Here is a 25,133-nt window from a genome sequence, read left to right on the forward strand (position 1 = left end):
ATTACGGACGTCGACGCTCAGATCGACGCGATCCAGCATGCCTCGGCGCCGTCCCTGCCGACTGACGACTTCAAGGCCATCTTCCGCGGGCACCCCGGCGGCGTCACCGTCATCTCGGCGGATGCGGGTTACGGGCCCGTTGCCCTCACGGCGTCATCCGTCGCATCGGTGAGCGCCGAGCCTCCGCTGCTCGTCTTCTCGATCTCGGCCCTGTCCTCGGCCTCCGATGTCCTCTCACGCGCTGCGACAGTCATCGTGCATTTCCTCGATGTGCATGACGTCGACGTGGCGAAGCTGGGTGCAACCGGCGGCATCGACCGCTTCGCGCAGGCCCAGTCCTGGACACGCCTCGGCACCGGCGAGCCGGTGTTCGACAATGTCCGCGCTTGGGTGCGTTGCGCGGTCGTCGATCGGATGCAGGCCGGAACGTCAACGATCGTCGTGGCACGCGCGTTGACATCGCACATCGAACGGGACGCCCAGCCGGGCGATCCCGGTGACGCGCTGGTTTACCACAACCGTGCGTGGCACCGCCTGGGCGAACACTCCCGCCTCGAAGGCTGACAACGCTCCCCGTAAGTCGGAACTGAATTTCAGCCCAACTTACGGGGAGCAGCCCACATTGCTCCGGTCCTTTTGCTTAGCTGTAATCGGTAGTGGTCGGTCCGGGGTCATCCCGCACTGCGTAGTGGTGACCCTCGGCATCTGTTTCGACCACGAAATGCGTCAGGTCTTCTTCCGAAGCCTGCTCGAAGTCATCGTGCTTGTGAACCACGGGCGCATCGGTATCGCCCTGGGTAGCGGGTCCGAACACAGACTGCAGACGCGCCGTCACATGCATAAAACTGTCCAGCACACGTCCCACAACATCCCACCTCCTTCCCCGCAACGGGGTCCGGCGGTCACGCCGTTCCCGAGTGGTTCAAGTGAGTCAATGATACGCCCGGCATCCCGGAATGAGGCGGGCGGTGCCGGGCTGCGCGGGCACTGGAACCTTTAGCGCAGGGACTTGTCCCCCGGGTTCTTCGGCACCACGTAGCTGCTGCCGTCGGCCCTGTGCTTGGTTTCCCACTGCAGGGTTTCGGCCTGTCGCTGGCGCAGCAGGATCCTGTTGGCCTCGGTCATTTCATGGTCCAGCGAGCTGCTGTGTGCCGGGCCGAAAACAACGCGCAGCCGCCCGGTTGCGCGCATGAACCGCCGGGCAAATGATTCCTTGGCCAACTCCTGCTCCCTCCGTGGGGTCCTTATGTCCCTCCAGAGTACCCTAATTGTTAGTGCACTAATAATTAGCGTGGCGAGATAAGCTTGAAGGGCAAGCCCGGCCAAACCAAGGAGGACCATGTCCACGCCTGCCGAGGACGATCTCCTCCTCGAACGCCAGCTCTGCTTTGCCCTCACTGTCGCCTCGCGCAGCGTGGTGGGGATCTACAAGCCCGTCCTGGAACGCATGGGCCTGACCCATCCGCAGTACCTGGTGATGCTTGCCCTCTGGGAGCGCAGTCCGCGGAGCCTCAAGGACATCAGCGACGCCCTCCTGCACGAACCCGCCACCCTCTCGCCCATCCTGAGGCGCCTGGAAGAGGCGGGCCTGCTCACCCGCGAACGGGTCCCCGGCAACGAGCGCGCCCTCGCGGTGACCCTGACGAAAGCCGGGGCAGACCTCCGGGAACAGGCCACCGCGGTGCCGGGAACCATCATGGAGCGGCTGGGCCTGAGCCGGGAGGAAGTGGCCGACCTCCACGCGGCCATGACCGGCCTGATCGCGGCCACCCGGCGGCCGGCCCCGGTCCTGGCTGCACAGCCGGTCCACGCCGCCCAGCCCGGATAAAGCAGCCGGGATAAAATGGCAGAAAGCAAGGAGCCCCGCATGCGACCGCGATTCGTCCGCACCGCCCTGGCCCTGGCCGCCGTAGGTGGAACCGTCGTCGGACTGGCCGCCTGCTCGCCCGGCACCGGCGGTGGCACCCCCACCACTTCCTCCCCTTCAAGCTCGGCGGCCCCCACCAGCACGCCGCCGGACGCGAGCCCCAGCCCCGGCGTTTCGAGCGGCGGGCTGCTCCCGGACGAGACCGAGTCCCCCGGCACCAAACCGGTACCCGCGCCGCCGTCGGCCGTGCCCACCGGCCCGGGCAAGGGCGACGTCGAACTCTCGATCCTCATCACGCCGTCCCCCGGTGCCGACCCCACCAGCTACACCCTGGTCTGCCAGGGTGGCGTGCCGTCCGCCGAAAGCAAGCACCCGGACGCCGCCGCGGCCTGCACCGCCCTGAAGGCCAACCCGGCGCTGCTCACCCGCGTCCCGAGGCCCACCGACCAGAACTGCGACCTGAAGTACGGCGGCCCGAAGACGGCGCTGGTCAGCGGCGCGGTGGACGGCGTGGGGGTCGAGTCCTCCTACAAGCTCACCGACGGCTGCGAGATCGCGGCCTGGGACGCCGCCCAGGCGGTGCTCGGCTCCAGTGGCGTTGGCGAGTAAGCAGCGGCTGCTCCCGGAAGAGCAATGGCTCCCCCTGGAAGCGGCCCACCACGAGCGTGTCCGGCGCTACGCGGACCCCTACCTGGAGCGCCGCTCCGCCGGGAAGAAACACCCTGTGGAGGACTTCCTCTTCACCTACTACACCCAGAAACCCGGCCAGTTGCTGCGCTGGCACCCGGGCGACGGCACCGTGCTGACCGGCCGGCGCGCCGCCGAACGCGTGGACTGGAAGTACTACACCCTGCTCGACGACGCCGGGCTGGCGGCCGCGGGCCTGCCGGCCGGAAGCACGGCGGTCGCCTTCGACCGCGCCCGCTTCGTGGCCGACCGCGCCGAGGCGCTCCGCTTCGCCGCGATCATCCTGTCCGGGACCACGGCCCGCCCGGCCCAGTTCGCCTGCTTCGGGCTGCACGAATGGGCCATGGTCTACCGGCAGGACAAGTTCGACCTCCGCCACGAATACCTCACCCTGCGGCTGGGCTCGGAGGGAACGGATGCCGTGGTGGAAGAGAACCGCATCCGTTGCTCCCATTTCGACGCCTTCCGTTTCTACACTCCGGACGCCGTGCCGCTGAACGAAATCACGCCCACCCGCGAAAACCAGCGCTTCATGGAGCAGGCCGGCTGCCTGCACGCCAACATGGACCTCTACAAGTGGGCGTACAAGCTGGCGCCCGCGTTGCCCAGCGAACTGGTGATGGACTGCTTCGAGCTGTCCTGGCGGATCCGGGCCATGGACATGCAGGCTTCCCCGTACGAACTCAGCGAGTGGGGCTACCCGGCCATCCGGATCGAGACGCCGGAGGGCAAGAACGAGTACGTTGGGCAGCAACGGGCCTTCGCCGCGGAGGCCCAGGAGCTGCGCGGCAGGCTCCTGGAGGAGATCCGGCCACTGCTGGAGCTGCTCGGAGCCACCTAACGACCGAACACGCCTGAAGGGGAGAACAATGGGCCAGTACGACGTCGACCTGACCGTGACGCTGCTCGAGTCGCCGGGCGCCCCGGAACGGGAGTTCGTGCTGCTCGCGTCCGGCGGCGAACCGGCCGATGGCTCCACGGTGCCGGACCCGCTGGCGGCGCTTGCCGCCGTCGAGCAGTACGGGGAGGAGATCTTCTTCCCGGTGCCGCGACCGGACCGGCGCTGCACCCAGCAGTACGGCGGGCCGCAGACGGCCACGGTGACCGGCAGCTTCCGCGGCCGCCAGGTGCGCTGCCGTTTCAGCCGCACGGACGGCTGCGAGATCGCGAAGTGGCGCAGCATGGCTCCGCTGCTGGGCGGCGTGCCAGGGTCGACCGGCGCCATCTAGGCGCACAGCCCGCTTAGGGCACGGGCTCGTGCCGCAGGTAGCTGCGCCGGAAGCTGCCGCCGCCCGCCGTCAGGGCCCGTAGTTCGAGGGCGTAGCGGAGCAGTTCCTGGTCCGGGACTTCGGCCGTGATCTCGGTGTTCCCTTCCCCTGACGAGGTTCCTGTCATCCGGCCGCGGCGCGCTGAGAGGTCGCTCATCACGGCGCCCACGTAGTCGTCGGGAACCCGGATGACCACGGACGAGACCGGTTCGAGCAGCTGGATGCGCCCGGCCGCGGCGGCTTCGCGCAGGGCCAGGGCCCCGGCGGCCTGGAAAGCGGCGTCGGAGGAGTCCACGCTGTGGGTCTTGCCGCCGTGCAGGATGACGCGGATGTCCACCACCGGGAAGCCCTCGGCCACGCCCTTCTGCATCTGCGCCCGCACGCCCTTCTCCACCGAGGTGATGAACGGCCCCGGGATCACGCCGCCCACCACCTTGTCCACGAATTCGAACCCGGCCCCGCGTTCGAGGGGCTCGACGTCGAGGTCGCAGATGGCGAACTGGCCGTGCCCGCCCGACTGCTTCACGTAGCGTCCATGACCACTGGCGGGGACCGCGAAGGTTTCCCGCAGCGGGGTGATGACGTCCACGGTCTGCAGCTTCACGCCCTGCTCCCGCAGCCGGTCCAGCACGACATCGGCGTGCGCCTGCCCGGTGCACCACAGCACCAACTGGTGGGTTTCGGGGTTGCGTTCCACCCGCAGTGCCGGATCCCCGGCCGCCACCTTCGCCAGCCCCTTGGCGAGCGCGTCCTCGTCGCTGCGCGCCGCGGCTTCGACGGCCAAAGGCAGCAGGGGCTCGGGCATGTCCCAGACCCTGATCAGCAGGGGATCGTCCTTGGCGGACACGGTGTCCCCCGTTTCCGCGCTGGCCACCTTGCTCAGGGCGCAGATGTCGCCAGCCACGGCGAACGGGACGGCCCGCAGCGCGGGGCCCCAGGGCGAATAGAGGTGGCTGGCCCGTTCATCGGCGTCGTGGTCCGGGTGGCCGCGTTCGGACAATCCCCTGCCACCCACGTGCACGGCAATGTCCTCCCGCAAAGTCCCGGAGAAGACCCGCACCACGCAGACCTTGCCCAGGAAGGAGTCGACGCTGGTTTTGATGACCTCGGCAAGCAGTGGACCCCCGGGGTCGCAGGCCAGCCGTTTGTGCGGGCTGCCGTCCAGTCCGGTCGCCTCCGGAACCTCATGTTCCAGGGGCGAGGGGAAGGCCTTGCGCAACAGCTCCAGCAGCTCCGCCAGGCCGAGCCCGGTTCCGGCGGACACGGCGAGCACCGGGAAGAAGGAGCCGCGGGCGACGGCGGTTTCCAGATCCGCCAGCAGGGTGTCCAGGGCAATCTCCTCGCCGCCGAGGTAGCGGTCCATGAGGGTCTCGTCCTCGCTTTCGGCGATCACTCCTTCGATCAGTTCGGCGCGGGCGCCCTCGACGGCGGCGAGTTCCGCGGCGTCCGCCGGCCGCGTTGGCGGCTGCCCGCCGTCGTCGGTGGTTCCGGATACGGTTCCGGCCAGCAGGTCCAGCAACCCGGTGATCTCGCCGCCCTTCCTGACGGGCACCTGCAGCGGCAGCACCGACTCGCCGAACGCGTCCCGGCAGGCCGCGACGGCGGCGTCGTAATCGGCGCGCGGGTGGTCCAGGCGGCTGATCGCCACGGCCCGCGGGGTCCCGGTCCGCTCGCACTCCTGCCACAGGGCCACCGTGGAGGCTTCGACGCGGTCGACCGCTGACACCACGAACAGGGCCGAATCCGCCGCGCGCAGGCCCGCCCGCAGGTCGCCTGTGAAGTCCGCGTACCCGGGGGTGTCGATCAGGTTCACCTTTACTCCGTCCAGGAGGAGCGGCACCACGGACAACCCCACGGAGCGTTGCTGGTGGACGGCGGCGGGGTCGGAGTCGCTGACCGTGGTGCCGTCCACGATCGAACCCATCCGGGAGATCACGCCGGTGGCAGCCAGGAGCGCTTCCACGAGCATGGTCTTGCCCGCCCCCGAGTGCCCCACGAGGGCGATGTTGCGGATCATGCCGGGCTGCTCGACGGCCAGGCCGGCCCCGCCTTCATTCCGCCGGGTCTCTTTGCTTTGTCCGCTTGCACTCTTTACCGACATGGGGACCTCCTGGAAAAAGCTGCCGCCGGGCGTTTACACCGATTCGACACCCGGCGGGCACCTTGCGGCAAGAGCATGTGGCGCACGATGTGCATGAGGTTCCGTTCGAGGGCTCCCCGGGCCGGGCACGGAAAAAGCTGCGGCCTGCGGGATCTCCGCCGGCCGCAGCCCTCTTGTTATCCGGGAAAGGTGGTCAGCCCGCGTTGTCCGGGAGCACGCGTTCCCCGACCTGCAGCTTCTCCCCGGCTGGGGCACCGCCCAGCTGCTGTTCGGGGGCAACCGCCACCGCGCCGTCGGCCGCGATGATCACGGAAACGAAGGTCGGCGAGCTGGTGCCCTCGAAGCTCAGGCGGCCGATGTAGGAGCCCGGCTCCAGGCCCGTCCAGGCCAGGGTGATCTGGCCCTTCTTGCCGTTCTTGAGCTTGATCGGGTTCGGCGTCACCGTGGCGTTGCCTTCGTTGCTGCCCAGGATGGCGGCATCGACGCTGGCCTTGGTGGGCCGGTTGTCCGGGCTCGCGAACAGGTTGGCCAGGACGGTGTAGGTGCCGGCTTCCGGGTTCTCGATCGAGAGGGATTCGCTGGCACTCGCGGTGGCGGCACTGAGCAGTTCGCCGGACGGCGTGAAGACGTACAGGTCGAAGTCCGCTTGAGCGTCGGCGGAGATCACGGAGAACTTCGCCAGCGCGGCGCCCTCGGCAACCTCAGCGTCCACGAGGACGTTGGAGTCGTCGTTGGCGAACGCTGCCGGGCCCGGCACCAGCTCGGTGGCCGTGGAGTTCGCCTTGGACAGGCCGTCCAGGGTGACGGCGGTGGCCGAATCCGTGCCGGAAAGGATGCTGATGGCGGCCGATCCGTCCGCCTGGTCCGAGGTGAAGGAGAGGTCCCTGCCGGCGATCACCGACTGGGGACGGACCGCCACCGGGGAAACCACCGACTTGCCGGCGCCCTCCCATTTCAGGGAACCCATCGCGAACTTGGCCAGGGCGACGTTCTTGTTCTCGAAGGTGACCTTGAAGGACTTCTTCTGCCCGGCGGCGTCGAAGCTCAGCACGGACGGCGTGATCTTGACGTTGATGCCCGGGACGCTGGCGCTGGCCCGGTACACGCCCGGGGTGAGCGCGGTCAGGGTGCGGGTGACGGTGATCTTGCCGGCCAGGTTGCCCAGGGCGAAGGACGGAACGTTCATGTTCCGCGCTTCGGTGCTCCCGAGGCCCGGGATGCCCAGGTCCACGCCGGTGCCCTGGATGAACTTCAGGTAATCCTCCGTGGAGGCGTCGTAGACCAGGCCCGGATCCAGGACCCGGGCAGCATCGATGTGGCCCGCGCCGGTGGCGAAGACATCGGTGTTCTTGCTGCCGTCGGCGTTGACCACGTCCGAGGCGGTGGTCATCATGGCCGATTTCACCGTGGCCGGGGACCACGTGGGGTTCTTGGCCAGGATGAGGGCGCCGAAGCCTGCGATGTGCGGGGAAGCCATCGAGGTGCCGGAGAGGAACCCGAAGCTGTCCCCGCCGGTGCCGATCGGCGAGACGCCGGCCAGTACGGCCACGCCCGGGGCGGCGACGTCCGGCTTCAGCAGGTCCGAATCGCTGGCGGCGAGCGGGCCGCGGGAGGAGAACCCGGCGATCTGCGGCTGCGCCTCAAGGGGCAGGCCGGTGGTGTCGTGGTCGATCAGGGAAACGGTGAGCGCGGGGTTCGCCGCCACCTTCTGCTTGATTTCGCCGGTGGCCGGCGGGTTCACGTGGACGGTGGGGACGGAGTGCTTGTCCGTGTCCAAGGAGGAGCTGGCGAGGTTCACCAGGATCATGCCCACGCCGCCGCCGCGCTTGACCTCGGCGCTCTTGGCCACGCGGTCCACCACGCCGCGGTCGCAGACCACCACCTTGCCGGCGATCGCCGCCGGATCCAGCGAACCGGGCGCGCAGATGGCTGCGTTGCCCGTGCCGGAGGCCGCGTTGGCGGAAAGGACCACGCCGGCGTCGTGCACTTCGGCGTTCATGATGCTGGCGCCGCGGTACTTGCTGCCGTCGGAGAACTCCACTGTCCCCTGCAGTTCCTGGGAGAAGCTGCTGGCGGCCACCGTGGTCAGCCAGGGTGCGCCGTGGTTGACGGTTCCGGCGGTGGGGCCGGAGTTGCCGGCGGACACGGCCACGAAGATGCCCGCGGAGGCGGCGGAGAGGAAGGCCAGGGACACCGGATCGGTGGTGGTGTCGGTGGAGCCGGAGATGGAGTAGTTCAGGACGTCCACGCCGTCGGCGATGGCCTGGTCGATCGCGTCCACGGAGGCTGATCCGTAGCAGCCGCCGGTGTTGGGGTCATCGTCTTCCCAGCACACCTTGTAGATGGAGAGCTTGGCCGCCGGAGCCACGCCGCTGGTGATGCCGAAGCTGCGCCCATCCACGGTGGCTTCGACGTCGGAGTTGCCGGCCGCGGTGCTGGCGGTGTGGGTGCCGTGGCTGTCCACGTCTACCGGGGAAATGCGCTCCTGTGGTGCGCGGTGCTCCTCAGGGACGGTTTCGAGGAAGGCATCGGCGAAGTAGTGGGCGCTGAGGACCTTGGAATTGCACGCGGTGCCGTCAAAGTCCTGGCCGGTCTGGCATTCGCCAACGAAGGTGTCGCCGTCGGCCTTCAGCATGGCGATCTTGCCGTCGGCAGTGCGGTACGGGACGCCCACCTGGGGGTTGCCGCTGAGGGGCTGGACCGGCTCACCGGTGAAGAAAGCGCTCGACGGCGTGTAGCCGGTATCGATCACACCCACCACGGTGCCGGCACCGGCGTTGGCCTTGCCGCCGAAGCGGGTCTCCCAGAGACCGCCCGGGCCACTGAGCTTCAGGAAGTCGGTAGTGGAGTAGTCCGGCGAACGCTGCGTGTCCGGGGCAACCAGGAGGACCTTCGGGTTCTTGGCGAGGTTGACGGCCTGCTCCGCCGTGAGGTTGGCGCTGAAGCCGTTGAGCGCCGCGGTGAAGTCCCGCTTGATGCTGACGTTCTCCCGGGCGGCCACTTCGCGCTGCTGCTGCTGGAGGTGGGACTGGTAGCGCTGGACTTCGTTCCTGCGCACATCCAGCTTCTTGCCCGCTTGCGGCTTGGTGGCCGCATAGCCCGGGGTGCCGCCGTCGTAGGTGGCCGCGGGCTTTTCCGCGAGCACCACAATGTAGCGTCCGTCTTTGTACGCCTGGGGATCAAGGGTCTTCTTGATCGCGGCGGTGGTACTCCCCTGTGCCGGGGCGGCCTGCGCCGGTGCCAGCGCCATGGACGACAGCAGCACCGGTACGCCCACGGCCAGTGCCGCAGCTCTTCGAAGGCCCCCGCTTCCGACGAAGCTCTTTCCTCTTGATTTCACGAGTGATTGCACCTTTCTACAGGCGATCCGCGCGGTCGCACCGGATCAATCAACTGGGAATGCTGCCAACTTGGAATGCCGCCGGGTTGACAGTTTTTGACAACCGCTCGGAAGCAATCGCTTCATACAGTACAGAGCGAGAGCTGAATATGACATAGGGCACAAAGTCTGATTTCACGCTTGTCACACGGCGGCCCGGCACATGGATCCGGAGCAAGGGATCCGGCACAGGAACCCAGGCACGGAAAAGGGCACGCTCCGAATGGAGCGTGCCCTTTTCCGGCTTTGTGGTGTGTCAGGCGTGTTCGTATGTGAGGCAGTCCGCCGCTTCGGCGCCCGGACCGACCCTCACGTCATGCGCCTCGCACATGAGGTGGTTGTTGTGGATGCATTCGCTGCGCTGACAGGCACCGACGTGGGCCAGAACCTTGGGAAGGCCGCCCATGGCCGTGGTGTCGATGAACGTGGCGCACGAGGCGTGGTCCGCCGTGCCGCCAATGGTGATTCCGTACGCGGTACAACCGTCATGGTTGAATCCGCAGCTGCCAACGCTGCAGGCGGAGACTTCGGCAACGTGTTCGGTCATGGTTCCTCCTGGCTCGGTCCTCGAAAATCCGGTTGTCGGTTCAGCGGGAAATGACCCGGCATGGAACCAAACTACGCCCGATTTCCGGACTTTAACCCGCAGGATTAGCGCATTTGTACGTTCGCTATTCAGCCACGGAGGCGGGCGGCTGGGCGGCTCCGCGCAGGGCCGCGCTGATCCTTGCCCGGGCGGCCGCATCGAGCACCGCAACGCTGTGGTTTTCACGCGCCGCTCGGTCCAGCTTGATCTTCTGGACCACCATCCTGCCGAGGCCTGCGAACACCGCCGCGGCCACCACCGGCAACACCATGGACTTCACGTTCCCTGCCATGCGGCCATGCTAACCCCTGGGTTCCCCGCGCGGCGGAGGTGCCCGGCCTCACGCAAATAGGGTATGGGCCTTCTGGCCGGTAGAATGGGCGTGCAAGCTCGCGGAGCGCCCCTTATCCGTAAGACGCTGCACCAAACACCGTCGCCGGACACCCCTCCTGGACGCTGTTTGTGCGCGGTTCGGCGTGAGACGGCACCACTCCGCGGCAGCCTTTGACAAGGTTAAACCAACGCTCACGCACAGGAGTTACCGGATGCCCCGGATCGTCGTCGACGTCATGCCCAAGCCCGAGATTCTGGACCCGCAGGGGAAGGCGATTGTGGGAGCACTGCCCCGCCTCGGCTTCACCGGCTTTAGCGCAGTCCGCCAGGGCAAGCGCTTCGAACTGACCGTCGATGGTGAGGTGACCGACGCCATCCTCGCCCAGGCGCGCGAGGCAGCGGAGACCCTGCTCTCCAACCCGGTCATCGAAGACGTTGTCAACGTCGAGGTCGTCGAGGCCTGACATGACTGAACTTCCCCTGATCGGCGAGGCCCCCGTGGCCGCCGATTCCCGGTTGGACGGCGCGAAAATCGGCGTCGTCACTTTCCCCGGCACCCTTGACGATCGCGACGCCGCCCGTGCCGTCCGCCTCGCAGGCGGCACCGCCGTCGCGCTGTGGCACGCGGACACGGAACTGGCCGACGTCGACGCCGTGGTGATCCCCGGCGGCTTCTCCTACGGCGACTACCTGCGCGCCGGCGCCATCTCGCGTTTCGCGCCGCTGATGTCCAAGATCATCGACGCCGCCAACTCGGACGCGAAGCTGCCGGTCCTGGGTATCTGCAACGGCTTCCAGATCCTCACCGAATCGCACCTGCTGCCCGGTTCGATGATCAAGAACGACCACCTGAAGTTCCTCTGCCGGGACCAGGTGCTGCGCGTGGAGAACAACACCACGGCCTGGACCGCCGACTACGAGGCAGGCCAGGAGATCCTGGTTCCGCTGAAGAACCAGGACGGCCAGTACATCGCCGACGAGAAGACCCTGGACGCCCTTGAGGCCGAGGGCCGCGTCGTGTTCCGCTACGTGGGCTTCAACCCGAACGGCTCCCGCCGCGACATCGCGGGCATCACCAACGCCGCCGGCAACGTGGTGGGCCTTATGCCGCACCCGGAGCACGCCGTGGAGCCCGGCTTCGGCCCGGAATCCAACGCCGGCACCGACGGCCTCGGTTTCTTCACCTCCGTTTTGAACAAGATTGTGGGAGGCGCCAAGTGACCACGGAGACCAACAAGAAGTTCAACATCGACACCGTCGAGAATGCTGCGAACACTCCGGACACTGAGCTCCCCTGGGCCGAGCTCGGCCTGAAGGAGAACGAGTTCGACGAGATCGTCAAGGTCCTGGGCCGCCGCCCCACCGGCGCCGAGCTGGCCATGTACTCCGTGATGTGGAGCGAGCACTGCTCCTACAAGTCCTCCAAGAACCACCTGCGCCAGTTCGGCCAGAAGGTCACCGAGGAGATGAAGAAGGACATGCTGGTGGGCATCGGCGAAAACGCCGGCGTCACCAACCTGGGGGACGGCTGGGCCGTGACCTTCAAGATCGAATCGCACAACTCGCCGTCGTTCGTTGAGCCCTACCAGGGTGCCGCGACCGGCATCGGCGGCATCGTCCGCGACATCATTTCCATGGGAGCCCGCCCCGTGGCCGTCATGGACCCGCTGCGCTTCGGCGAGATCGACCACCCGGACACCGCCCGCGTCATGCACGGCGCCGTGGCCGGCATCGGCGGCTACGGCAACTCCCTGGGCCTGCCGAACATCGGCGGCGAGATGGTGTTCGACGCCGTCTACCAGGGCAACCCGCTGGTCAACGCCCTCGCCGTGGGCGTCATGCGCCACGAGGACATCCGCCTGGCCAACGCGTCCGGCAAGGGCAATCGCGTTGTGCTTTTCGGCGCCCGTACCGGCGGCGACGGCATCGGCGGCGCCTCCGTGCTGGCCTCCGAGTCCTTCGACGACACCAAGCCGTCCAAGCGCCCCGCCGTCCAGGTGGGCGACCCCTTCGCCGAGAAGGTCCTCATCGAGTGCTGCCTGGAGCTTTTCAAGGGCTCCCTGGTCGAAGGCATCCAGGACCTCGGCGCGGCCGGTATCTCCTGCGCCACCTCGGAGCTCGCGTCCAACGGCGACGGCGGCATGCAGGTGGAGCTGACCTCCGTGCTCCTGCGCGACCCCACCCTGACCCCGGGCGAAATCCTGATGTCCGAGTCGCAGGAACGCATGATGGCCGTGGTGACCCCGGAGAACGTCGAGGCGTTCGAAGCCGTCATGGACAAGTGGGCGGTCGAATACGCCTGGCTGGGCGAGGTGACCGACACCGGCCGCCTCATCATCACCTGGGAAGGCGAGGTGATCGTCGACGTCGATCCGCGCACTGTCGCCCACGACGGTCCGGTCTACGACCGCCCCTACGCCCGCCCCTCCTGGCAGGACGCCTTGCAAGCGGACACCTTCACCGGTTCCGTGCAGGACGCCGGCCGTCCCTCCGCCCCGTCCGAACTGGCCGCCGCCGTCACCGAACTGGTCGCTTCGCCGAACATGTGCGACAAGTCCTGGATCACCAAGCAGTACGACCGCTACGTGGGCGGCAACACCGCCATGGCGTTCCCGGACGACGCCGGCGTGGTTCGCGTTGACGAGAAGACCGGCCTGGGCGTTGCCCTGGCCACCGACGCCAACGGCCGCTACACCTACCTGGACCCGTACAACGGCGCGCAGCTGGCGCTGGCCGAGGCCTACCGCAACGTGGCCACCTCCGGCGCCGTGCCGATGGCCGTCTCCGACTGCCTGAACTTCGGTTCCCCCGAGGACCCGGACGTCATGTGGCAGCTCGCCGAATCCATCCGCGGCCTCTCCGACGCCTGCATGGAGCTGGGTGTCCCGGTCACCGGCGGCAACGTTTCGCTGTACAACCAGACCGGCAGCACCCCGATCCACCCCTCCCCCGTGGTGGCGGTGCTCGGCAAGCTCGACGACGTCGCGCGCCGCACCCCGTCGGGCTGGCAGGAAGACGGCCAGGCCATCTACCTGCTGGGTACGACGGCGGCCGAACTGGACGGTTCGGAATGGGCCAAGCTGCGCGGCCACCTCGGCGGTCTGCCGCCCCGCGTGGACCTTGCCGCGGAGCGCCAGCTCGGCGAGATCCTGATCAACGCCAGCCGCGACGGCATGGTCGACTCCGCGCACGACCTCTCCGAAGGCGGCCTCGCGGCAGCCCTCGTGGAGTCCTCGCTGCGTTACGGCGTCGGCGCCCGGATCGCCCTCGAGGACCTGCTCGAGCGCGACGGCGTGGACCTGTTCACGGCGCTGTTCTCCGAGTCCCAGGCCCGGGCCATCGTGTCCGTGCCGCGCTCCGAGGAAGTCCGTTTCAAGGACATGTGCACCGCCCGCGGCTTCGCCCACCTGCGCATCGGCGTGGTGGATGCAGCGTCCAACGCACTGGAGATCAACGGCGTGGAGACCCTGTCCCTGGACGCCCTCCGCGAAGCCCACGAAGGCACCCTGCCGAAGTACTTCGGCTAATCCCCACCGCCGCCCTAGCCTCGCAAGCTCGGCCAGGGAACCCTGGCGGGGTGGGCCCAGTCATCGATTGCTCCGTAACTGTCGTTTTGACCGCTCAGAACGACAGTTACGGAGCAGTCGTTTTTAAGGGCGCCGTTCAGGCCGCCACCCTGCCTGGATGAGGGCTGTCCGTACCTTGGCCACCGCAGGCTTGGCGTCGTTCCCCATGTGCCGCTTCGAGATTCTGACCTCGGTCCAGCCCAGTTCCTGGTACCGCTCCGAGCGGGCAATGTCCCGGACGATCTGGGCCTCGTCACTGTGGCTCGCGCCCTCGTATTCGACGCCGATCTTGTATTTGCGGTAGGAAAGGTCCGGCTGAAGGCTCCGCCCACCATCACTGTATGCGACTGGCGCGTTGACTTCGGGTTCCGGCAGGCCCGAGCGCACGATTGCCAGGCGAAGCAGCGACTCACTGGGCGAGTCCGAACCGACCCTTATCAGGCGGATTGCTTCCTTCGCTTTCCGCAGGCCACGCTTCCCTTTGTGGCGGTCGATCATCCTCTGCAGATCGGCCACGGTGCATAGCGGTTTATCCCGCCCCTCGAATTCGGGCCGGGGTATTCTCACGCAATGGTCCCCCGCCACCACGAGTTCATCCACGGACAAAGTCTCAGCGAGGTCCAACCAGGTCCGTTCCGGGGTTGTGAGCCTGATCCCGTTCAGGGTGGTGATTTCGTCTTCATAGAGCTTCATCCGGTGGACCACGACGTGCGGCCTGTTCAGGTGCGCCGTGCCCTCGGGCCTGATGATGTGGAACATATGCGAGGGCTCCTTCCGCCTTCGGCTCGGCAGATCCAGGAGCGCCGCCGCTGTGAGGTGGGATGCGGCGCATCCCTTGTTGACTTCAATGAAGGGCCGCACGCTGACTTCCAGGGGAACATCCGCCGTCGGGATTCCAGAGCGGATGCCCCGGCCCAACGCCACCAGCGATCCATGGCGAAGCCGCCGGGGAGTGACCCCATGGCGCAGCGCCTCGGCGAGAGTGAAGGGCCTGCCCTGCAGTTCTACCGGTAGTTGGCGCGCGGTTTTCATGGGCACATCAGAACAGATTCAGCCCGATGACCGCAGAAGTTATCCACAACCGTCATCGATTGCTGAGTATTTGTCGTTCTGAGCGATCAAAACGACAAATACTCAGCAATCGACGGGGTAGGTGGTTAGTCTTCGCTGTGGACGTCGCGGCGGCGGGCGCTGAGCAGCTCGAGCTCCGGACGTCCGGCTACCAGGCGTTCGACGGCGTCGAGCACCTCCACGAGGTGCGCCCGGTCCGGGGCAACCACCGCAGCCCCGATCAGGGCCCGGCGGTGCTGGTCCATCAGGCCCGTCTCCGCCGCGGACACCTCGAAGCGGCGCTTGAGTTGGGCCACCACGGGCCGCACCAGTGAGCGTTTCTCCTTGAGGCTGTGCACGTCGCCCAGGAGGATGTCGAACTCGATCCAACCGATCCACATGGGGCCATTATGGGCCGGCCGGCCGGACGCCGGGCTAGGCGATGCTGAGCTCGCCCATCAAATCCCAGCCCTCGCCGTCGAGCTGGCGGCTGATGATCCGCGGGGTCTCCGCGAGGGCCTGCGGCATGTCCGCCATGGCCTTCTTGAAGTGTTCACTGTTGACGTGGTCGCCGGCGGCGTCGTCCTTGAAGGCTTCCACCAGCACGAACTCGTTGGGGTCCTCGACGCTGCGGGACCAGTCGAACCACAGGTTGCCCGGTTCCGCGCGGGTAGCCTCGGTGAAGCCGGCCACGAGGTCGAGCCAGCGCTCGGTCCATTCGGGCTTGGTCTTGAATTTGACCACGATGAAGATCATGGGCGCCTTTCCTTCGGGCGGGCCGGCGCGCGGCAGCGCGGACCGGCGTCCGCGCTGACAGTTCGCTCCCAATTCTGCCACCGGGGCGGCCAGGACCGCGCCGGGAAACGACGACGGCGGCCCGCACCGGAAGGTGTGGACCGCCGTCGGGCGCTGTGTGGGGAAGCCGGGCTAGCGGGAGGTGCCTTGCGACACCGAGCCCTGCAGCTGGCGCTGGAACAGGATGTAGGCGATCAGGACCGGGATCACGGTGACGGTGACAGCTGCGAACAGTGCCCCGAAGTCCACCGCGTAGCCCATCTGCTGGGCGAAGGCGAACAGTTCCTGGGAGAGGACCTTCGGGCCGCCGGCATTGATGGTGACCGGGATGAGGAACTGGTTCCACAGGCCCAGGAAGTTGAAAATCGCCACGGATGCCAGGCCGGGCCTGGCCATGGGCAGCATGATCTGGAAGAACGTCCGCCACTCCCCGGCGCCGTCGATCGCAGCGGCCTCGGCGATTTCACCCGGAAGGTTCTTGAAGAACGCGAACAGGAAGAACACAGTGAACGGCAACGCGAAGGCCACGTAGGTGATGATCAGGCCCGGCAGCTGGTTGAGCAGCCCCATTCCCTTGAGGACGCCGAAGAGCGGAACCATGGCCAGGAAGATTGGGAAGGTCAGGCCGGCCAGCATCAGGACGTAGATGATCCTGCTGCCCCTGAAGGTGAAGCGGGCCAGCACGTAGGCGCACATGGCCCCCAGCAACATGACCAGCACCAGCGAGACGCCAACCACAATCACCGAGTTGATGAAGGCCGCGCCAATGCCGGCCTCGCTCCACGCCTTGATGTAGTTGTCCAGCTTCCACGCACCGGGCAGTGCGAACGGCGACGCGAAGATCTCATTGGAGGTCTTGAAGGAGGACATGAAGGTCCACAGCAGCGGCAGGACCACGATGGCGGACCAAATCGCCAGGACGACATGCGATGTTGCCGCTACGGCCCGGTCACCCGGAGTGCTCTTGGCTTCTCGCTCGATGTGGCCCACGGGGACTGTCTTTTGTTTCAGAAGAGTCACAGCCGGCCTCCCTCGGAACCGCCGGTCAGCTTATTCACCAGGAACACGAGGCCGGAGAAGAGCAAGGTTGCCAGGGCCAGGATGACGCCCATTGCGGTCGCCATGCCGAACTGGCCGCGCTGGAAGGCGGTGAAGAACAATTGCTGGGACATGACCAAGGTGGAGTTCTCCGGGCCGCCTGCGTTCGGGAACAACGAAGCCATGTAGACGAAGGCGTCCAGGGCGAAGATGCCCAGATAGACGTAGGCCGTCTGGATGTTGTCGCGGATCATCGGGATGGTGACACTGACGGCAGTGCGAAAACGGCCTGCGCCGTCGATGCGGGCAGCCTCGAAGAGTTCCGCGGGAATGCCTTTGATGCCGGCGATGAAGAGCACCATGTAGAAGCCCACGAAGCCCCAGATGATCACGAAGATGGAGCACCACATGGCCGTATTGGTGTTGCCCAGCCAGGCATAATCCTTGAAGTTGAGCCCCAGCGCGTTCAGGGCGCCGTTCAGTAGGCCGCCGCTGGGGTCGTAGATCTGGCCCCACATGATGCCGATCGCAACGGCGGGAATGGTGTACGGGAAGAAGGAGACAACGCGGTAGAAGCTGGAGTTCCGCAGGCCCTTGACCTGGCCCTTGCTGCTGCCACCCACTGTGACGAGGGTGGCCAGGACGAGGCTCAGGACCACTGTGACCAGGGGAACGACGATCAGCAGGATGACGTTGTTGCTGAGCGCCTTCAGGAACTGGTCGTCCGTGAAGATGCGGGCATAGTTGTCCAGCCCGACGAATTTGTAGTTGGGGCTGAAGCCGGACCAGTCGGTCAATGAATAGACGAATGCCTGCAGGAACGGCCAAATCACAAAGACCAGGTAGATCGCCAGCGGTATCCCGAGGAACACGGCCATGAAGGAAACCTTGTCAAAGGTCAGGTTCTTGCGGCGACTCTGGATGGCGGCCTTGCGGCCGCCTTCCAGAACCGCAGTTGGTGGGGGCAAGCTCACTTGATTTCAACCTTCTTGATGGAGCTGTCGTTGCGGATCTTGTCCGACATCTTCTGCATGTCGTTGGCCAGATTGGCAGCGTTCGACTTGCCATCGAGGAAGGCATTCCAGACAACCAGGACGTCCTTGTTCATGCCGTAAAGGTCCAGGAACTGCCAGTTGAAGACATTCTTGCCGGCCGCATCGAGCATCTTGGTCTGCGAAACCAGGGCGGTCGAGCCGAAGCCGTCCGCGGGGACGGTGTCCTTGACCACGGTGGGAGCCAGCTTGGTCTTGGCGAAGTTGGCGGCCGCATCCTTGGACAGCATGATGCGGAGGATTTCCTTGCCGCCTGCCTTGTTCTTGGCCTGGGACGGAACAATGAAGGGCTCGCCGCCACCGGAGTGCAATGCCTCGTACGGCATCTTCGGGCTGCTGCTGGGGGTGGGCACGGGTGCGCCCGTCATCTTGAAGTCGGCCTTCGTCTGGTCCTTCATTTCGTTTTCGATCCACGAACCGGACGGGTAGAGCAGGGCCTCCTGGCCGTTGCTCCACTGAGCCTGCGCCGCGGTGAAGGCAGTGCCGGAGCCACCCGGTTTGAAGTGGCCGGCCTTGACGTGCTTGTCCAGGGCCTCGAAGACCTTGGTGAGCGCGGGGTGCTTCCAGCTGTCTTCCTTGAGGTTCTCCAGGGCCACGCGGACCTCATCGCCACCTTCCTTGATGGCGGAGGACAGGGCCAGCTCAAGGTAGTAGCTGGCGGCTTCCTTGCCCCAGAGGAACAGGTACTTGCCCTTGGCCTTGGCCTTCTCCCCGAGTTCGTAGGCCTCGTCCCAAGTCTTCGGAGGCGTCCAGCCATTGGCCTCGAAGAGTGACGCGGAATACCAGACGCCGAAGAGGGTGAGCACGTAGTTGATGGCGACCAGCTTGCCGTTGAAGGTACCCGGGGCCAGCACGCCTTCGTAGAGGGTGTCCTTGATCGGGGTGCCCTCAAGGTTCTTGGCATCCACTACGGGCTGGAGGTCTTCCAGCTGGTCCAGGATGGTGCTGATACCGATGGACTGGGCGCCGGAGTTGTCCACGAGGTCCGGCGGGTTGCCGCCGGCGAAGCGCGGCTGGAGTTCCGTGGAGATCGCGGTCGACGGGTTGATCTTGGCAGTGGAACCCTGATGGTTCTTGTTGAAGATGCTGCCGGCGAAATCGACATAGTCGATGCCGTAGCCACCCTTGAAAATCACGGCGTCAACCGTGGAGTTGTCCGGAACGCCGAACGGGTTGGTGTCCGAGACGGTGCCGGTGGGACCGGCAGTGGTGCCGCCGCCTGATGCGCAGGAGGCCAGGGCTCCACCCATCGGTGCCAGCACGGCGGTGGCGAGCGCACCGCGGAGGAAACCACGGCGTGCGAAGGACTGCTGAACGTTCATCCTAATACCCTCCAGGGACTCGTAGGGCCGATCCGGATGGCGCCCGTGCCAGGTGGTTTCGGATCGGCTGGAAGGCGCCCGAAGCAGCACCATCCTCGTGTGACATACTTCACCACAAGTGATCGGAAATCAATATTTCTTGCTAGTTTCAATCAACTTTTGTCAAAACGTGATCTAGTCCGAAAGCCCCGCCGGGACCTCCAGGCACGCTCCAAAAAGGAAGAAACCGCAGCTCAGGGCCGTCTGCTGAGCGACCTCTCGCACTCTTCGATGGCTTCGCGCGCCCACTGCTGCTGCTGCGGAGTCCCGACGCGTTCCGCCCATTGCTCAGCGAGTTGGAACTCCACCAGCGCTTCGGTGCGCCGGCCGTCGTCGTACAGCGCCCAGCCGAGGTTGTTGTGCAGCGAAACCATCCACCGCTTGGTACGGGGATCGTCGACGGCGGAGGCGTACTCAAGCGCGCTTCGCGTCCATGATTCCTGGTGGCCGGAGTCGGCGATCGCGAGCATGTGCAGCGCATCCACCGTAAGGAATTCCTCGCCGAGGTGGTCGCCGAGTTCCGCGGCCTGTTCAAGCAGTGGCACGGCCATGGCGGGATGCCCGGAGGAATTGAGCAGGCGGCCGCGCTCCAGGAGGACACGGATGGCGATGGTGGGTTCTTCTTCGGTGTCGATCGAATCCAGCAGGGCGTCGGCCTCTTCGTAGCGGCCCTGCAGCCCGATGGCGCGGCCCAACTGGGTGGCCAGTTCCAGCCGCTCGAAATCGTCAAAACGGGAGTCCTGCATGGCTTCCCGGAAACGGGCTTCGGATAAGGCCGGGTTGTCGAAGTTCCACAACCCGTCGAGTGTTCTCTGCTCCAGCATCTGGCCGCTCCCGATTGCGTCAAAGGCGTCGAATGGTGTTGCGCACTCTCAATCTATCCGACGCGCGCCGGGCCGCGGCCGCTCACTTTCCGGCGAGGCGCGCCCACCCGAGTTGTTCCTGCTGCCGCCTGCTGAGGCCTGCAACCACGAGGTCGTAGGAGTCCTCCACCATGTCGCGGACCATGGCGTCGGGCAGGGCACCGTCCAGCCGGACGCCGTTCCAATGGGTTTTGTTCATGTGCCAGGCGCCGGTGATTTCGGGATGCGCCGCGCGCAGCTGTACGGCCAAGGCTGGTTCGCATTTCAGGCTCACCGACAGCGGCTCGGCGTCCAGAGCGGAGAGCGCGAACATCTTCGCGTCCTGCTCCTGGCCCACGTCGGAACGCACTTTGAACACGGAGGCTTCCGGGCCGAAGGGGAAGTCTTCGAAGGCGCCGGGGAATCCGAGGCAGATCCGGCGGAGGGTGGCAGCGTCCATGGTTTGAGCCTAGCCCAGGCTACAGACCGTAGTGCCAGCCTTCCCGGGCCGGGCAGGTGTTGACCACCACGTCCAGGCCGGCGGCTTTCGCGCGCTCCACCGCTTCGTCGTCGTTGACACCGAGCTGAAGCCATATCGCCTTGGCGCCGGCAGCGATCGCCTGGTCGATCACCGCACCCACCCGGGTGGAATTGACGAAGCAATCCACGACGTCGACCGGCTGCTTTTCGGCGGGAATGTCCGCCAGGGTCTTGTATCCGGTTTCGCCATGGACGTCTTCCCCGCGCAGGTTCACCGGGATAATTTCCATACCCATGCGGTCGCGGACATAGAGCGCGACGTCGTAGGCGGACCGCCACTCGTTTTTGCTCAGCCCCACAATCGCCCAGCGGCCCTTGGTCCGCATCAGGCGTTCGACGACGGCCGGATCATTCGCGTGGGTCATTCCCCCAGCCTACGCCCGGCGCTGAAGGGACCATCGCAGGACGCCCCGCTCCGAAGGGCTTGGAACGGCTTCAAAAAGCGATGCCGAAAGGAACGATCCTCCGCAGGACGTTCACGACATCTTCCGGCCGCACAGTGGAAGGCCTCCCTACCGAGTTTCCGGGCGCCTTCTCTTCTGCCGCGGCGTTCTTGTTCGCGGCGTTCTTGTTCGCGGCGTCATTGTTGGCGGCCTTCTTTCCGGCGGCTTTCTCCTCGTCCGTCTTCTTCCCGCCCGGCTTCTCTTCGCTCGCCTTCTTTTCGGCGGCGGGCGCCCTGCCAGGGGGGGCCGGGACGGAGTCCTGGGCGGCCGGCAGCTCGGAGCCCGCGGGAGCACCGCCGGGGGACTGCGGAGATGCGTTCAGCGGGGCGCCCGTTCCGGGCTCGGCTGCTGGAGGGTCGGCAGGTCCCGGGACCGTGGTGACGGTGGGGGCGTCGGGGGCCGGCACAGGGGGCACCAGCGACGACGGGGCCGGGTTCCCGTGCGGCCCCCAGCCGGAGATCAGTGAGGTGACGAATTCCGGGGGGTTCTCCGGGAAGCCGCCGGACGCGGCAACGCTTCCGATGCCCAAGCCCATAGTCGCGACGACCGCACCGGCGAGGATGGCTGGCCGGCTTTTCAGGCGGCGGCGCTTGGCGAGCTCGTCGACGCGGGGGTGCGTGCCGCCGTCGGAAGCTGCGGACGGGACACCGAGCAGCAGGGCGAGGTCGCCGCGTGGGGCGGGAGCGGGCAGCGCCGCGAGGCCTGCGATGGATTCGAGGGCAGCCTTCAACAGCGGGTCACCGGGCGTGCCGGCGTCCAGCATGAGCTCGGAGACGATGTCTTCACGATCCGTGTGGGAACGCGTCATGGCGCCACATATTCCTTTACTGCCGAGTGTTCACGGAGGGTGTTCAAGGCCCTTCGCTGCAACTGCTTTACTGCACCTTGGCTTTTCCCCATGATTTCGGCAACTTGTTCCACCGTCAGGCCCGCAATGATGCGTAACGACAGGACTTCCCGTTGTTCCTCCGGCAGGAACCGGAGCAGTGCGAGCACCTCTCCGGGCGCCACCCGGTCCATCGCCTCGGCTTCGGCCGAAAGTACCTCCCGGGTGTCCCGTTCGGCTTCGAACTCCTGGTGCTCCGGCGCCCTGCCCTGCCTGCGGTGGTCATCCACCATGCGGGCGTGGGCAACGGAGAAGACAAAAGTACGGAGACCTTTGACCCCGCCCGAAATGGCGTCTATCCGCGACAGCACCGTGAGGAACACGTCCTGCGTGACGGCTTCGGGATCCTGCACACCCTTGGCGCTGAGGTAACCCAGCACCTGCCCGGCGAATGCCTGGTACACGGCGCTGAACAGTTCTGCGTCATTGCCCTGAAGGGCCTGCAACGCTTCATCGGTCAGGGCGTTGGTCACGTTTCAGGTGCTTTCGGTGGATGCGGGGGTCTGCGGCGATGGTGCGCGGTTGTCCCTTCGGGCAGCGCCGGGCACTCCCCCAGCCTAACCGCCCCCGCAGCAGCAGCCCAAGAACACGCCCCGGGCCGGCCCGCATCCTTTTGCAGGCAAAACGAAGGGCCGAGCTGGAACATGATGGGGGACAGATTCCAGCTCGGCCCGTTCACTGGAGTAATCGTTCCGGCCGCCCAAAGGGTTACGCGGAATTCGAAATTTTTTCCTGGAGTGGCGTTTTCCCGGTTCAGAGGCGGTTTCCTTCGGGCGTGGCGGCGCGTGCACCCCGGCCCGTCCTTGGCCGCGGCTTCATCCTGCAGATAACGCGGGATTGAGGCCGCACAGCTCACCTGATCTGCAGGATCAATCTCACGACGGCGGGCGCCATCCTCCCCGACGGAGCGCAGCTTCCACTTGGGGAACCACCCATTCGGCACCCAGCTCCAGGTCCCTGGCGTAGATCTTCACTTGGTTCCAGCCGCAGTCAACCATGAATCTGTCCCGGCCTTTGTCCGCCACCTGCCGCATGGGAGTGAGGTGATGGGCGCCCTCGTATTCGATGCACGTGCGGAATTCCGGACAAGCAAGATCCACCCATCTCGGAAACTCGTGGTCGTCCGAGGACACGGGATAGTCCACCCGGAACGGCGGCAGGTGTTGGGCAGCTTGCAGCATCAAACGAAGCCGGGTCTCCTGCGGGGAGTCCACGCCCACCCGGAGATGGGGCAGCGCGTTCCGCGCTTTGGCGAGGCCCGGGACACGGCGTTTCCTGGAAATATAGAGGTTCAGTTCTTCCAGCGAAACCAATGGAGGTCGGGATCTGCCGAAGCCTCGGTCTTCGTGGGTGCACACCAGGAAATCTCCGGCGATGACGAGGTCATCCAGGCAGAGCATCGACGCAAGGTCCAGCCAGGTCCTTGCCGGCGAGGTCACGGGCAGGCCGCTGAGCAGGATCACCTCCTCCGGTTCGAAACGCCGGCTATGCCCCACCACGTGTTTGCGTCGCGGCCCGGTCCTCGAGGATGAACTCAGATGCAGTCTGGATTCTCCCTCCAGTTCCTTCGGCAACGGCGCTCCAAGCAAGCGGGCAGCGGTGCTGTCGCTGGCTACAGTGCCGGAGGAAAGCTGCAGGTACGGCCTGACTCTTTCCGCAAGGCACTGCGCGGCTCCGACGGGAACCCTGATTCCCCGGCTGGGCGTCCTGAGATCCTTGGCCCTCAGACGGCTCAGCGATTGTCCCGCGGCCAGCCCCTCGCTCAATGTAAAGGAGCGCAACGCCAGGCTTACGGGAAGGGGGTCGGCCTTGCTCATTGAACAAGTCTGGCCGACCTGAGGCTGGGCACCGGGGTTATCCACAGGCCGGGCCGCCCTCGTGAGTTTGATCCTGCAGATCAGGCGGGGTTGCGGCGGCGCAGCCCGCCTGATCTGCAGGATCAACGCCAGGCGCCCCGAATGGAAACGGCGGGCCACCCGGAAGGTTCGCCTGGAACCAAAGGGTGACCCGCCGCCGTCGGGCGCCGTCGGGCGCTATGAGGGCTTAGTCCTCGATCAGGTCGTGCAGCACGATCGTCTGGTCGCGGTCCGGGCCGACGCCGATCGCGGAGAAGCGGGTGCCGGAGAGCTTTTCGAGCGCCAGCACGTAGTTGCGGGCGTTCTCCGGCAGGTCCTCCAGGGTCTTGGCGCCGGTGATGTCCTCGGTCCAGCCGTCGAAGTACTCGAAGATCGGCACCGCGTGGTGGAACTCGGTCTGGGTCATGGGCATTTCGTCGTGGCGGACGCCGTCCACGTCGTAGGCCACGCAGACCGGGATCTGCTCGATGCCGGTGAGCACGTCCAGCTTGGTGACGAAGTAGTCGGTGAAGCCGTTCACGCGGGAAGCGTGGCGGGCCAGGACGGCGTCGTACCAGCCGCAGCGGCGCGGGCGGCCGGTGTTCACGCCGAACTCACCGCCGGTCTTCTGCAGGTACAGGCCCATTTCGTCGAAGAGTTCGGTGGGGAACGGGCCGGCGCCGACGCGGGTGGTGTACGCCTTGATGATGCCGATGGAGCGCGAGATGCGGGTGGGACCGATGCCCGAGCCCACGGAGGCGCCGCCGGCGGTCGGGTTGGAGGAGGTCACGAACGGGTAGGTGCCGTGGTCGACGTCCAGGAACGTGGCCTGGCCGCCCTCCATGAGGACCACCTTGCCCTCGTCCAGCGCGTTGTTCAGGACCAGGGTGGAGTCGATGACCAGCGGGCGCAGGCGCTCGGCGAAAGAGAGGAAGTATTCGACGATCTCGTCCACCACGACGTCGCGGCGGTTGTAGACCTTGACCAGGAGTTCGTTCTTCTGGCGCAGCGAACCTTCCACCTTCTGGCGGAGGATCGACTCGTCGAAGACGTCCTGGACGCGGATGCCCAGGCGGGCCACCTTGTCCATGTAGGCCGGGCCGATTCCGCGGCCGGTGGTGCCGATGGCGCGGCTGCCGAGGAAGCGCTCGGTGACCTTGTCCAGCACCTGGTGGTACGGGGCCACGAGGTGGGCGTTGGCGGAAACCCGCAGGCGGGAGGTGTCGGCACCGCGGGCTTCGAGGCCGTCAATTTCCTGGAACAGGGCCTCGAGGTTCACCACGCAGCCGTTGCCGATGATCGGAATGGCGTTGGGGCTCAGGATGCCTGCGGGAAGGAGCTTGAGCTCATACTTCTCGCCGCCGACGACGACGGTGTGCCCGGCGTTGTTGCCGCCGTTGGGCTTGACCACGTAGTCCACGCGGCCGCCGAGCAGGTCGGTCGCTTTGCCTTTGCCTTCGTCGCCCCACTGGGCTCCGACGATCACGATAGCGGGCATGGGATC

General features: G+C 66.4%; 27 protein-coding genes. 8 read left to right on the forward strand and 19 right to left on the reverse strand.

Features of this window, described 5'->3' with window-relative positions; translation table 11 throughout:
* A complete protein-coding gene (locus BLP88_RS15540) occupies positions 1 to 564 on the forward strand; it encodes a flavin reductase family protein (protein WP_074590746.1) in 564 nt (187 codons plus the stop codon).
* 76 nt (positions 565 to 640) lie between these two features.
* On the opposite strand, the gene BLP88_RS15545 is transcribed toward BLP88_RS15540, so the two are convergent.
* Both BLP88_RS15545 and BLP88_RS15550 read right to left on the reverse strand, forming a co-directional pair.
* A complete protein-coding gene (locus BLP88_RS15545; protein ID WP_074590748.1) occupies positions 641 to 841 on the reverse strand; it encodes a hypothetical protein in 201 nt (66 codons plus the stop codon).
* A gap of 155 nt (positions 842 to 996) precedes the next feature.
* A complete protein-coding gene (locus BLP88_RS15550; protein WP_074590653.1) occupies positions 997 to 1,221 on the reverse strand; it encodes a hypothetical protein in 225 nt (74 codons plus the stop codon).
* A 118-nt stretch (positions 1,222 to 1,339) separates the two neighbouring features.
* Here BLP88_RS15550 and BLP88_RS15555 point away from each other — a divergent pair, with 118 nt between their 5' ends.
* The 4 genes from BLP88_RS15555 to BLP88_RS15570 are packed head-to-tail and all read left to right on the forward strand — an operon-like array spanning position 1,340 to position 3,783.
* Entirely contained in the window at positions 1,340 to 1,828 is a 489-nt protein-coding gene (locus tag BLP88_RS15555; protein ID WP_074590655.1) for a MarR family winged helix-turn-helix transcriptional regulator, read from the forward strand.
* 39 nt (positions 1,829 to 1,867) lie between these two features.
* On the forward strand, positions 1,868 to 2,476 hold the full coding sequence (locus BLP88_RS15560; RefSeq protein WP_074590656.1) for a hypothetical protein: 609 nt from the start codon (positions 1,868 to 1,870) through the stop codon (positions 2,474 to 2,476).
* On the forward strand, positions 2,460 to 3,395 hold the full coding sequence (locus BLP88_RS15565) for a 3-methyladenine DNA glycosylase (RefSeq protein ID WP_074590658.1): 936 nt from the start codon (positions 2,460 to 2,462) through the stop codon (positions 3,393 to 3,395). The genes BLP88_RS15560 and BLP88_RS15565 overlap by 17 nt, the downstream gene beginning before the upstream one ends.
* A 28-nt stretch (positions 3,396 to 3,423) precedes the next feature.
* Positions 3,424 to 3,783: a subtilase-type protease inhibitor gene (locus tag BLP88_RS15570; RefSeq protein ID WP_074590660.1), complete on the forward strand. Its 360-nt coding sequence runs from the start codon at positions 3,424 to 3,426 to the stop codon at positions 3,781 to 3,783.
* Positions 3,784 to 3,796: 13 nt separating this feature from the next.
* Here BLP88_RS15570 and BLP88_RS15575 read toward each other — a convergent pair whose 3' ends face one another.
* From BLP88_RS15575 to BLP88_RS15590, 4 genes are all read right to left on the reverse strand, one after another.
* Positions 3,797 to 5,923: an elongation factor G-like protein EF-G2 gene (locus BLP88_RS15575; RefSeq protein ID WP_074590662.1), complete on the reverse strand. Its 2,127-nt coding sequence runs from the start codon at positions 5,921 to 5,923 to the stop codon at positions 3,797 to 3,799.
* A gap of 193 nt (positions 5,924 to 6,116) precedes the next feature.
* Entirely contained in the window at positions 6,117 to 9,263 is a 3,147-nt protein-coding gene (locus tag BLP88_RS15580; RefSeq protein ID WP_425388861.1) for a S8 family serine peptidase, read from the reverse strand.
* Positions 9,264 to 9,558: 295 nt separating this feature from the next.
* Positions 9,559 to 9,849, reverse strand: a complete 291-nt coding sequence (locus BLP88_RS15585; RefSeq protein WP_074590664.1) for a DUF1540 domain-containing protein — start codon at positions 9,847 to 9,849, stop codon at positions 9,559 to 9,561.
* Positions 9,850 to 9,973: 124 nt separating this feature from the next.
* The gene (locus BLP88_RS15590) at positions 9,974 to 10,180 is read right to left on the reverse strand and encodes a hypothetical protein (RefSeq protein ID WP_074590665.1); all 207 of its coding nucleotides are present in this window, start codon (positions 10,178 to 10,180) and stop codon (positions 9,974 to 9,976) included.
* 253 nt (positions 10,181 to 10,433) lie between these two features.
* Between BLP88_RS15590 and purS the strand changes: the two genes are divergently transcribed.
* The 3 genes from purS to purL are packed head-to-tail and all read left to right on the forward strand — an operon-like array spanning position 10,434 to position 13,748.
* Positions 10,434 to 10,685 (forward strand): phosphoribosylformylglycinamidine synthase subunit PurS, encoded by a 252-nt coding sequence (purS, locus tag BLP88_RS15595; RefSeq protein ID WP_074590667.1) that lies wholly within the window; start codon positions 10,434 to 10,436, stop codon positions 10,683 to 10,685.
* A gap of 1 nt (position 10,686) precedes the next feature.
* Positions 10,687 to 11,442 carry a phosphoribosylformylglycinamidine synthase subunit PurQ gene (gene purQ, locus BLP88_RS15600; RefSeq protein ID WP_074590669.1) on the forward strand — a complete coding sequence of 252 codons (756 nt, stop codon included), beginning with the start codon at positions 10,687 to 10,689 and terminating at the stop codon, positions 11,440 to 11,442.
* Positions 11,439 to 13,748, forward strand: coding sequence for a phosphoribosylformylglycinamidine synthase subunit PurL (gene purL, locus BLP88_RS15605; protein ID WP_074590672.1), 2,310 nt, complete (start codon positions 11,439 to 11,441; stop codon positions 13,746 to 13,748). Before purQ ends, purL begins: the two co-directional genes overlap by 4 nt.
* 123 nt (positions 13,749 to 13,871) lie before the next feature.
* Here purL and BLP88_RS15610 read toward each other — a convergent pair whose 3' ends face one another.
* The 13 genes from BLP88_RS15610 to BLP88_RS15670 all read right to left on the reverse strand — a co-directional run bounded on the left by BLP88_RS15610 (position 13,872) and on the right by BLP88_RS15670 (position 25,127).
* Entirely contained in the window at positions 13,872 to 14,819 is a 948-nt protein-coding gene (locus BLP88_RS15610) for a hypothetical protein (RefSeq protein ID WP_074590673.1), read from the reverse strand.
* A 125-nt stretch (positions 14,820 to 14,944) separates the two neighbouring features.
* Positions 14,945 to 15,238 carry a DUF503 domain-containing protein gene (locus BLP88_RS15615; protein ID WP_074590675.1) on the reverse strand — a complete coding sequence of 98 codons (294 nt, stop codon included), beginning with the start codon at positions 15,236 to 15,238 and terminating at the stop codon, positions 14,945 to 14,947.
* A gap of 34 nt (positions 15,239 to 15,272) precedes the next feature.
* Complete coding sequence (locus BLP88_RS15620) at positions 15,273 to 15,593, reverse strand: putative quinol monooxygenase (RefSeq protein ID WP_074590677.1); 321 nt, start codon at positions 15,591 to 15,593, stop codon at positions 15,273 to 15,275.
* Positions 15,594 to 15,764: 171 nt separating this feature from the next.
* Positions 15,765 to 16,643 carry a carbohydrate ABC transporter permease gene (locus BLP88_RS15625; protein ID WP_218872483.1) on the reverse strand — a complete coding sequence of 293 codons (879 nt, stop codon included), beginning with the start codon at positions 16,641 to 16,643 and terminating at the stop codon, positions 15,765 to 15,767.
* A 5-nt stretch (positions 16,644 to 16,648) separates the two neighbouring features.
* A complete protein-coding gene (locus BLP88_RS15630; protein WP_084111291.1) occupies positions 16,649 to 17,548 on the reverse strand; it encodes a carbohydrate ABC transporter permease in 900 nt (299 codons plus the stop codon).
* 92 nt (positions 17,549 to 17,640) lie between these two features.
* Positions 17,641 to 19,044, reverse strand: coding sequence for an N-acetylglucosamine/diacetylchitobiose ABC transporter substrate-binding protein (gene ngcE, locus BLP88_RS15635; RefSeq protein ID WP_074590681.1), 1,404 nt, complete (start codon positions 19,042 to 19,044; stop codon positions 17,641 to 17,643).
* Between the two features lie 233 nt (positions 19,045 to 19,277).
* Positions 19,278 to 19,907, reverse strand: a complete 630-nt coding sequence (locus BLP88_RS15640) for a tetratricopeptide repeat protein (RefSeq protein ID WP_074590683.1) — start codon at positions 19,905 to 19,907, stop codon at positions 19,278 to 19,280.
* 82 nt (positions 19,908 to 19,989) lie between these two features.
* The gene (locus BLP88_RS15645) at positions 19,990 to 20,385 is read right to left on the reverse strand and encodes an MmcQ/YjbR family DNA-binding protein (protein ID WP_074590684.1); all 396 of its coding nucleotides are present in this window, start codon (positions 20,383 to 20,385) and stop codon (positions 19,990 to 19,992) included.
* A 19-nt stretch (positions 20,386 to 20,404) separates the two neighbouring features.
* Positions 20,405 to 20,830 carry a CoA-binding protein gene (locus BLP88_RS15650; RefSeq protein ID WP_074590686.1) on the reverse strand — a complete coding sequence of 142 codons (426 nt, stop codon included), beginning with the start codon at positions 20,828 to 20,830 and terminating at the stop codon, positions 20,405 to 20,407.
* 70 nt (positions 20,831 to 20,900) lie between these two features.
* The gene (locus BLP88_RS15655; RefSeq protein ID WP_074590688.1) at positions 20,901 to 21,716 is read right to left on the reverse strand and encodes a hypothetical protein; all 816 of its coding nucleotides are present in this window, start codon (positions 21,714 to 21,716) and stop codon (positions 20,901 to 20,903) included.
* Entirely contained in the window at positions 21,713 to 22,267 is a 555-nt protein-coding gene (locus tag BLP88_RS15660; protein WP_074590689.1) for an RNA polymerase sigma factor, read from the reverse strand. The genes BLP88_RS15655 and BLP88_RS15660 overlap by 4 nt, the downstream gene beginning before the upstream one ends.
* A 402-nt stretch (positions 22,268 to 22,669) precedes the next feature.
* A complete protein-coding gene (locus BLP88_RS15665; RefSeq protein ID WP_245679889.1) occupies positions 22,670 to 23,293 on the reverse strand; it encodes an endonuclease domain-containing protein in 624 nt (207 codons plus the stop codon).
* A 544-nt stretch (positions 23,294 to 23,837) separates the two neighbouring features.
* Positions 23,838 to 25,127, reverse strand: coding sequence for an adenylosuccinate synthase (locus BLP88_RS15670; RefSeq protein WP_074590691.1), 1,290 nt, complete (start codon positions 25,125 to 25,127; stop codon positions 23,838 to 23,840).
* Positions 25,128 to 25,133: the final 6 nt, after the last annotated feature.

Origin of the sequence: Arthrobacter cupressi, from assembly GCF_900099975.1 — a bacterium.
Classification (GTDB): domain Bacteria; phylum Actinomycetota; class Actinomycetes; order Actinomycetales; family Micrococcaceae; genus Arthrobacter; species Arthrobacter cupressi.

Excerpts from the sequence above, each read along its gene's own strand:
- BLP88_RS15545 (WP_074590748.1), bottom strand. The coding sequence starts at position 841 with ATGCATGTGACGGCGCGTCTGCAGTCTGTGTTCGGACCCGCTACCCAG.
- BLP88_RS15555 (WP_074590655.1), top strand. The coding sequence starts at position 1,340 with ATGTCCACGCCTGCCGAGGACGATCTCCTCCTCGAACGCCAGCTCTGC.
- BLP88_RS15560 (WP_074590656.1), top strand. The coding sequence starts at position 1,868 with ATGCGACCGCGATTCGTCCGCACCGCCCTGGCCCTGGCCGCCGTAGGT.
- BLP88_RS15570 (WP_074590660.1), top strand. The coding sequence starts at position 3,424 with ATGGGCCAGTACGACGTCGACCTGACCGTGACGCTGCTCGAGTCGCCG.
- BLP88_RS15575 (WP_074590662.1), bottom strand. The coding sequence starts at position 5,923 with ATGTCGGTAAAGAGTGCAAGCGGACAAAGCAAAGAGACCCGGCGGAAT.
- BLP88_RS15585 (WP_074590664.1), bottom strand. The coding sequence starts at position 9,849 with ATGACCGAACACGTTGCCGAAGTCTCCGCCTGCAGCGTTGGCAGCTGC.
- BLP88_RS15590 (WP_074590665.1), bottom strand. The coding sequence starts at position 10,180 with ATGGCAGGGAACGTGAAGTCCATGGTGTTGCCGGTGGTGGCCGCGGCG.
- purS (WP_074590667.1), top strand. The coding sequence starts at position 10,434 with ATGCCCCGGATCGTCGTCGACGTCATGCCCAAGCCCGAGATTCTGGAC.
- purQ (WP_074590669.1), top strand. The coding sequence starts at position 10,687 with ATGACTGAACTTCCCCTGATCGGCGAGGCCCCCGTGGCCGCCGATTCC.
- BLP88_RS15610 (WP_074590673.1), bottom strand. The coding sequence starts at position 14,819 with ATGAAAACCGCGCGCCAACTACCGGTAGAACTGCAGGGCAGGCCCTTC.
- BLP88_RS15615 (WP_074590675.1), bottom strand. The coding sequence starts at position 15,238 with ATGTGGATCGGTTGGATCGAGTTCGACATCCTCCTGGGCGACGTGCAC.
- BLP88_RS15620 (WP_074590677.1), bottom strand. The coding sequence starts at position 15,593 with ATGATCTTCATCGTGGTCAAATTCAAGACCAAGCCCGAATGGACCGAG.
- BLP88_RS15630 (WP_084111291.1), bottom strand. The coding sequence starts at position 17,548 with ATGGCCGTGTTCCTCGGGATACCGCTGGCGATCTACCTGGTCTTTGTG.
- ngcE (WP_074590681.1), bottom strand. The coding sequence starts at position 19,044 with ATGAACGTTCAGCAGTCCTTCGCACGCCGTGGTTTCCTCCGCGGTGCG.
- BLP88_RS15640 (WP_074590683.1), bottom strand. The coding sequence starts at position 19,907 with ATGCTGGAGCAGAGAACACTCGACGGGTTGTGGAACTTCGACAACCCG.
- BLP88_RS15645 (WP_074590684.1), bottom strand. The coding sequence starts at position 20,385 with ATGGACGCTGCCACCCTCCGCCGGATCTGCCTCGGATTCCCCGGCGCC.
- BLP88_RS15650 (WP_074590686.1), bottom strand. The coding sequence starts at position 20,830 with ATGACCCACGCGAATGATCCGGCCGTCGTCGAACGCCTGATGCGGACC.
- BLP88_RS15655 (WP_074590688.1), bottom strand. The coding sequence starts at position 21,716 with ATGACGCGTTCCCACACGGATCGTGAAGACATCGTCTCCGAGCTCATG.
- BLP88_RS15670 (WP_074590691.1), bottom strand. The coding sequence starts at position 25,127 with ATGCCCGCTATCGTGATCGTCGGAGCCCAGTGGGGCGACGAAGGCAAA.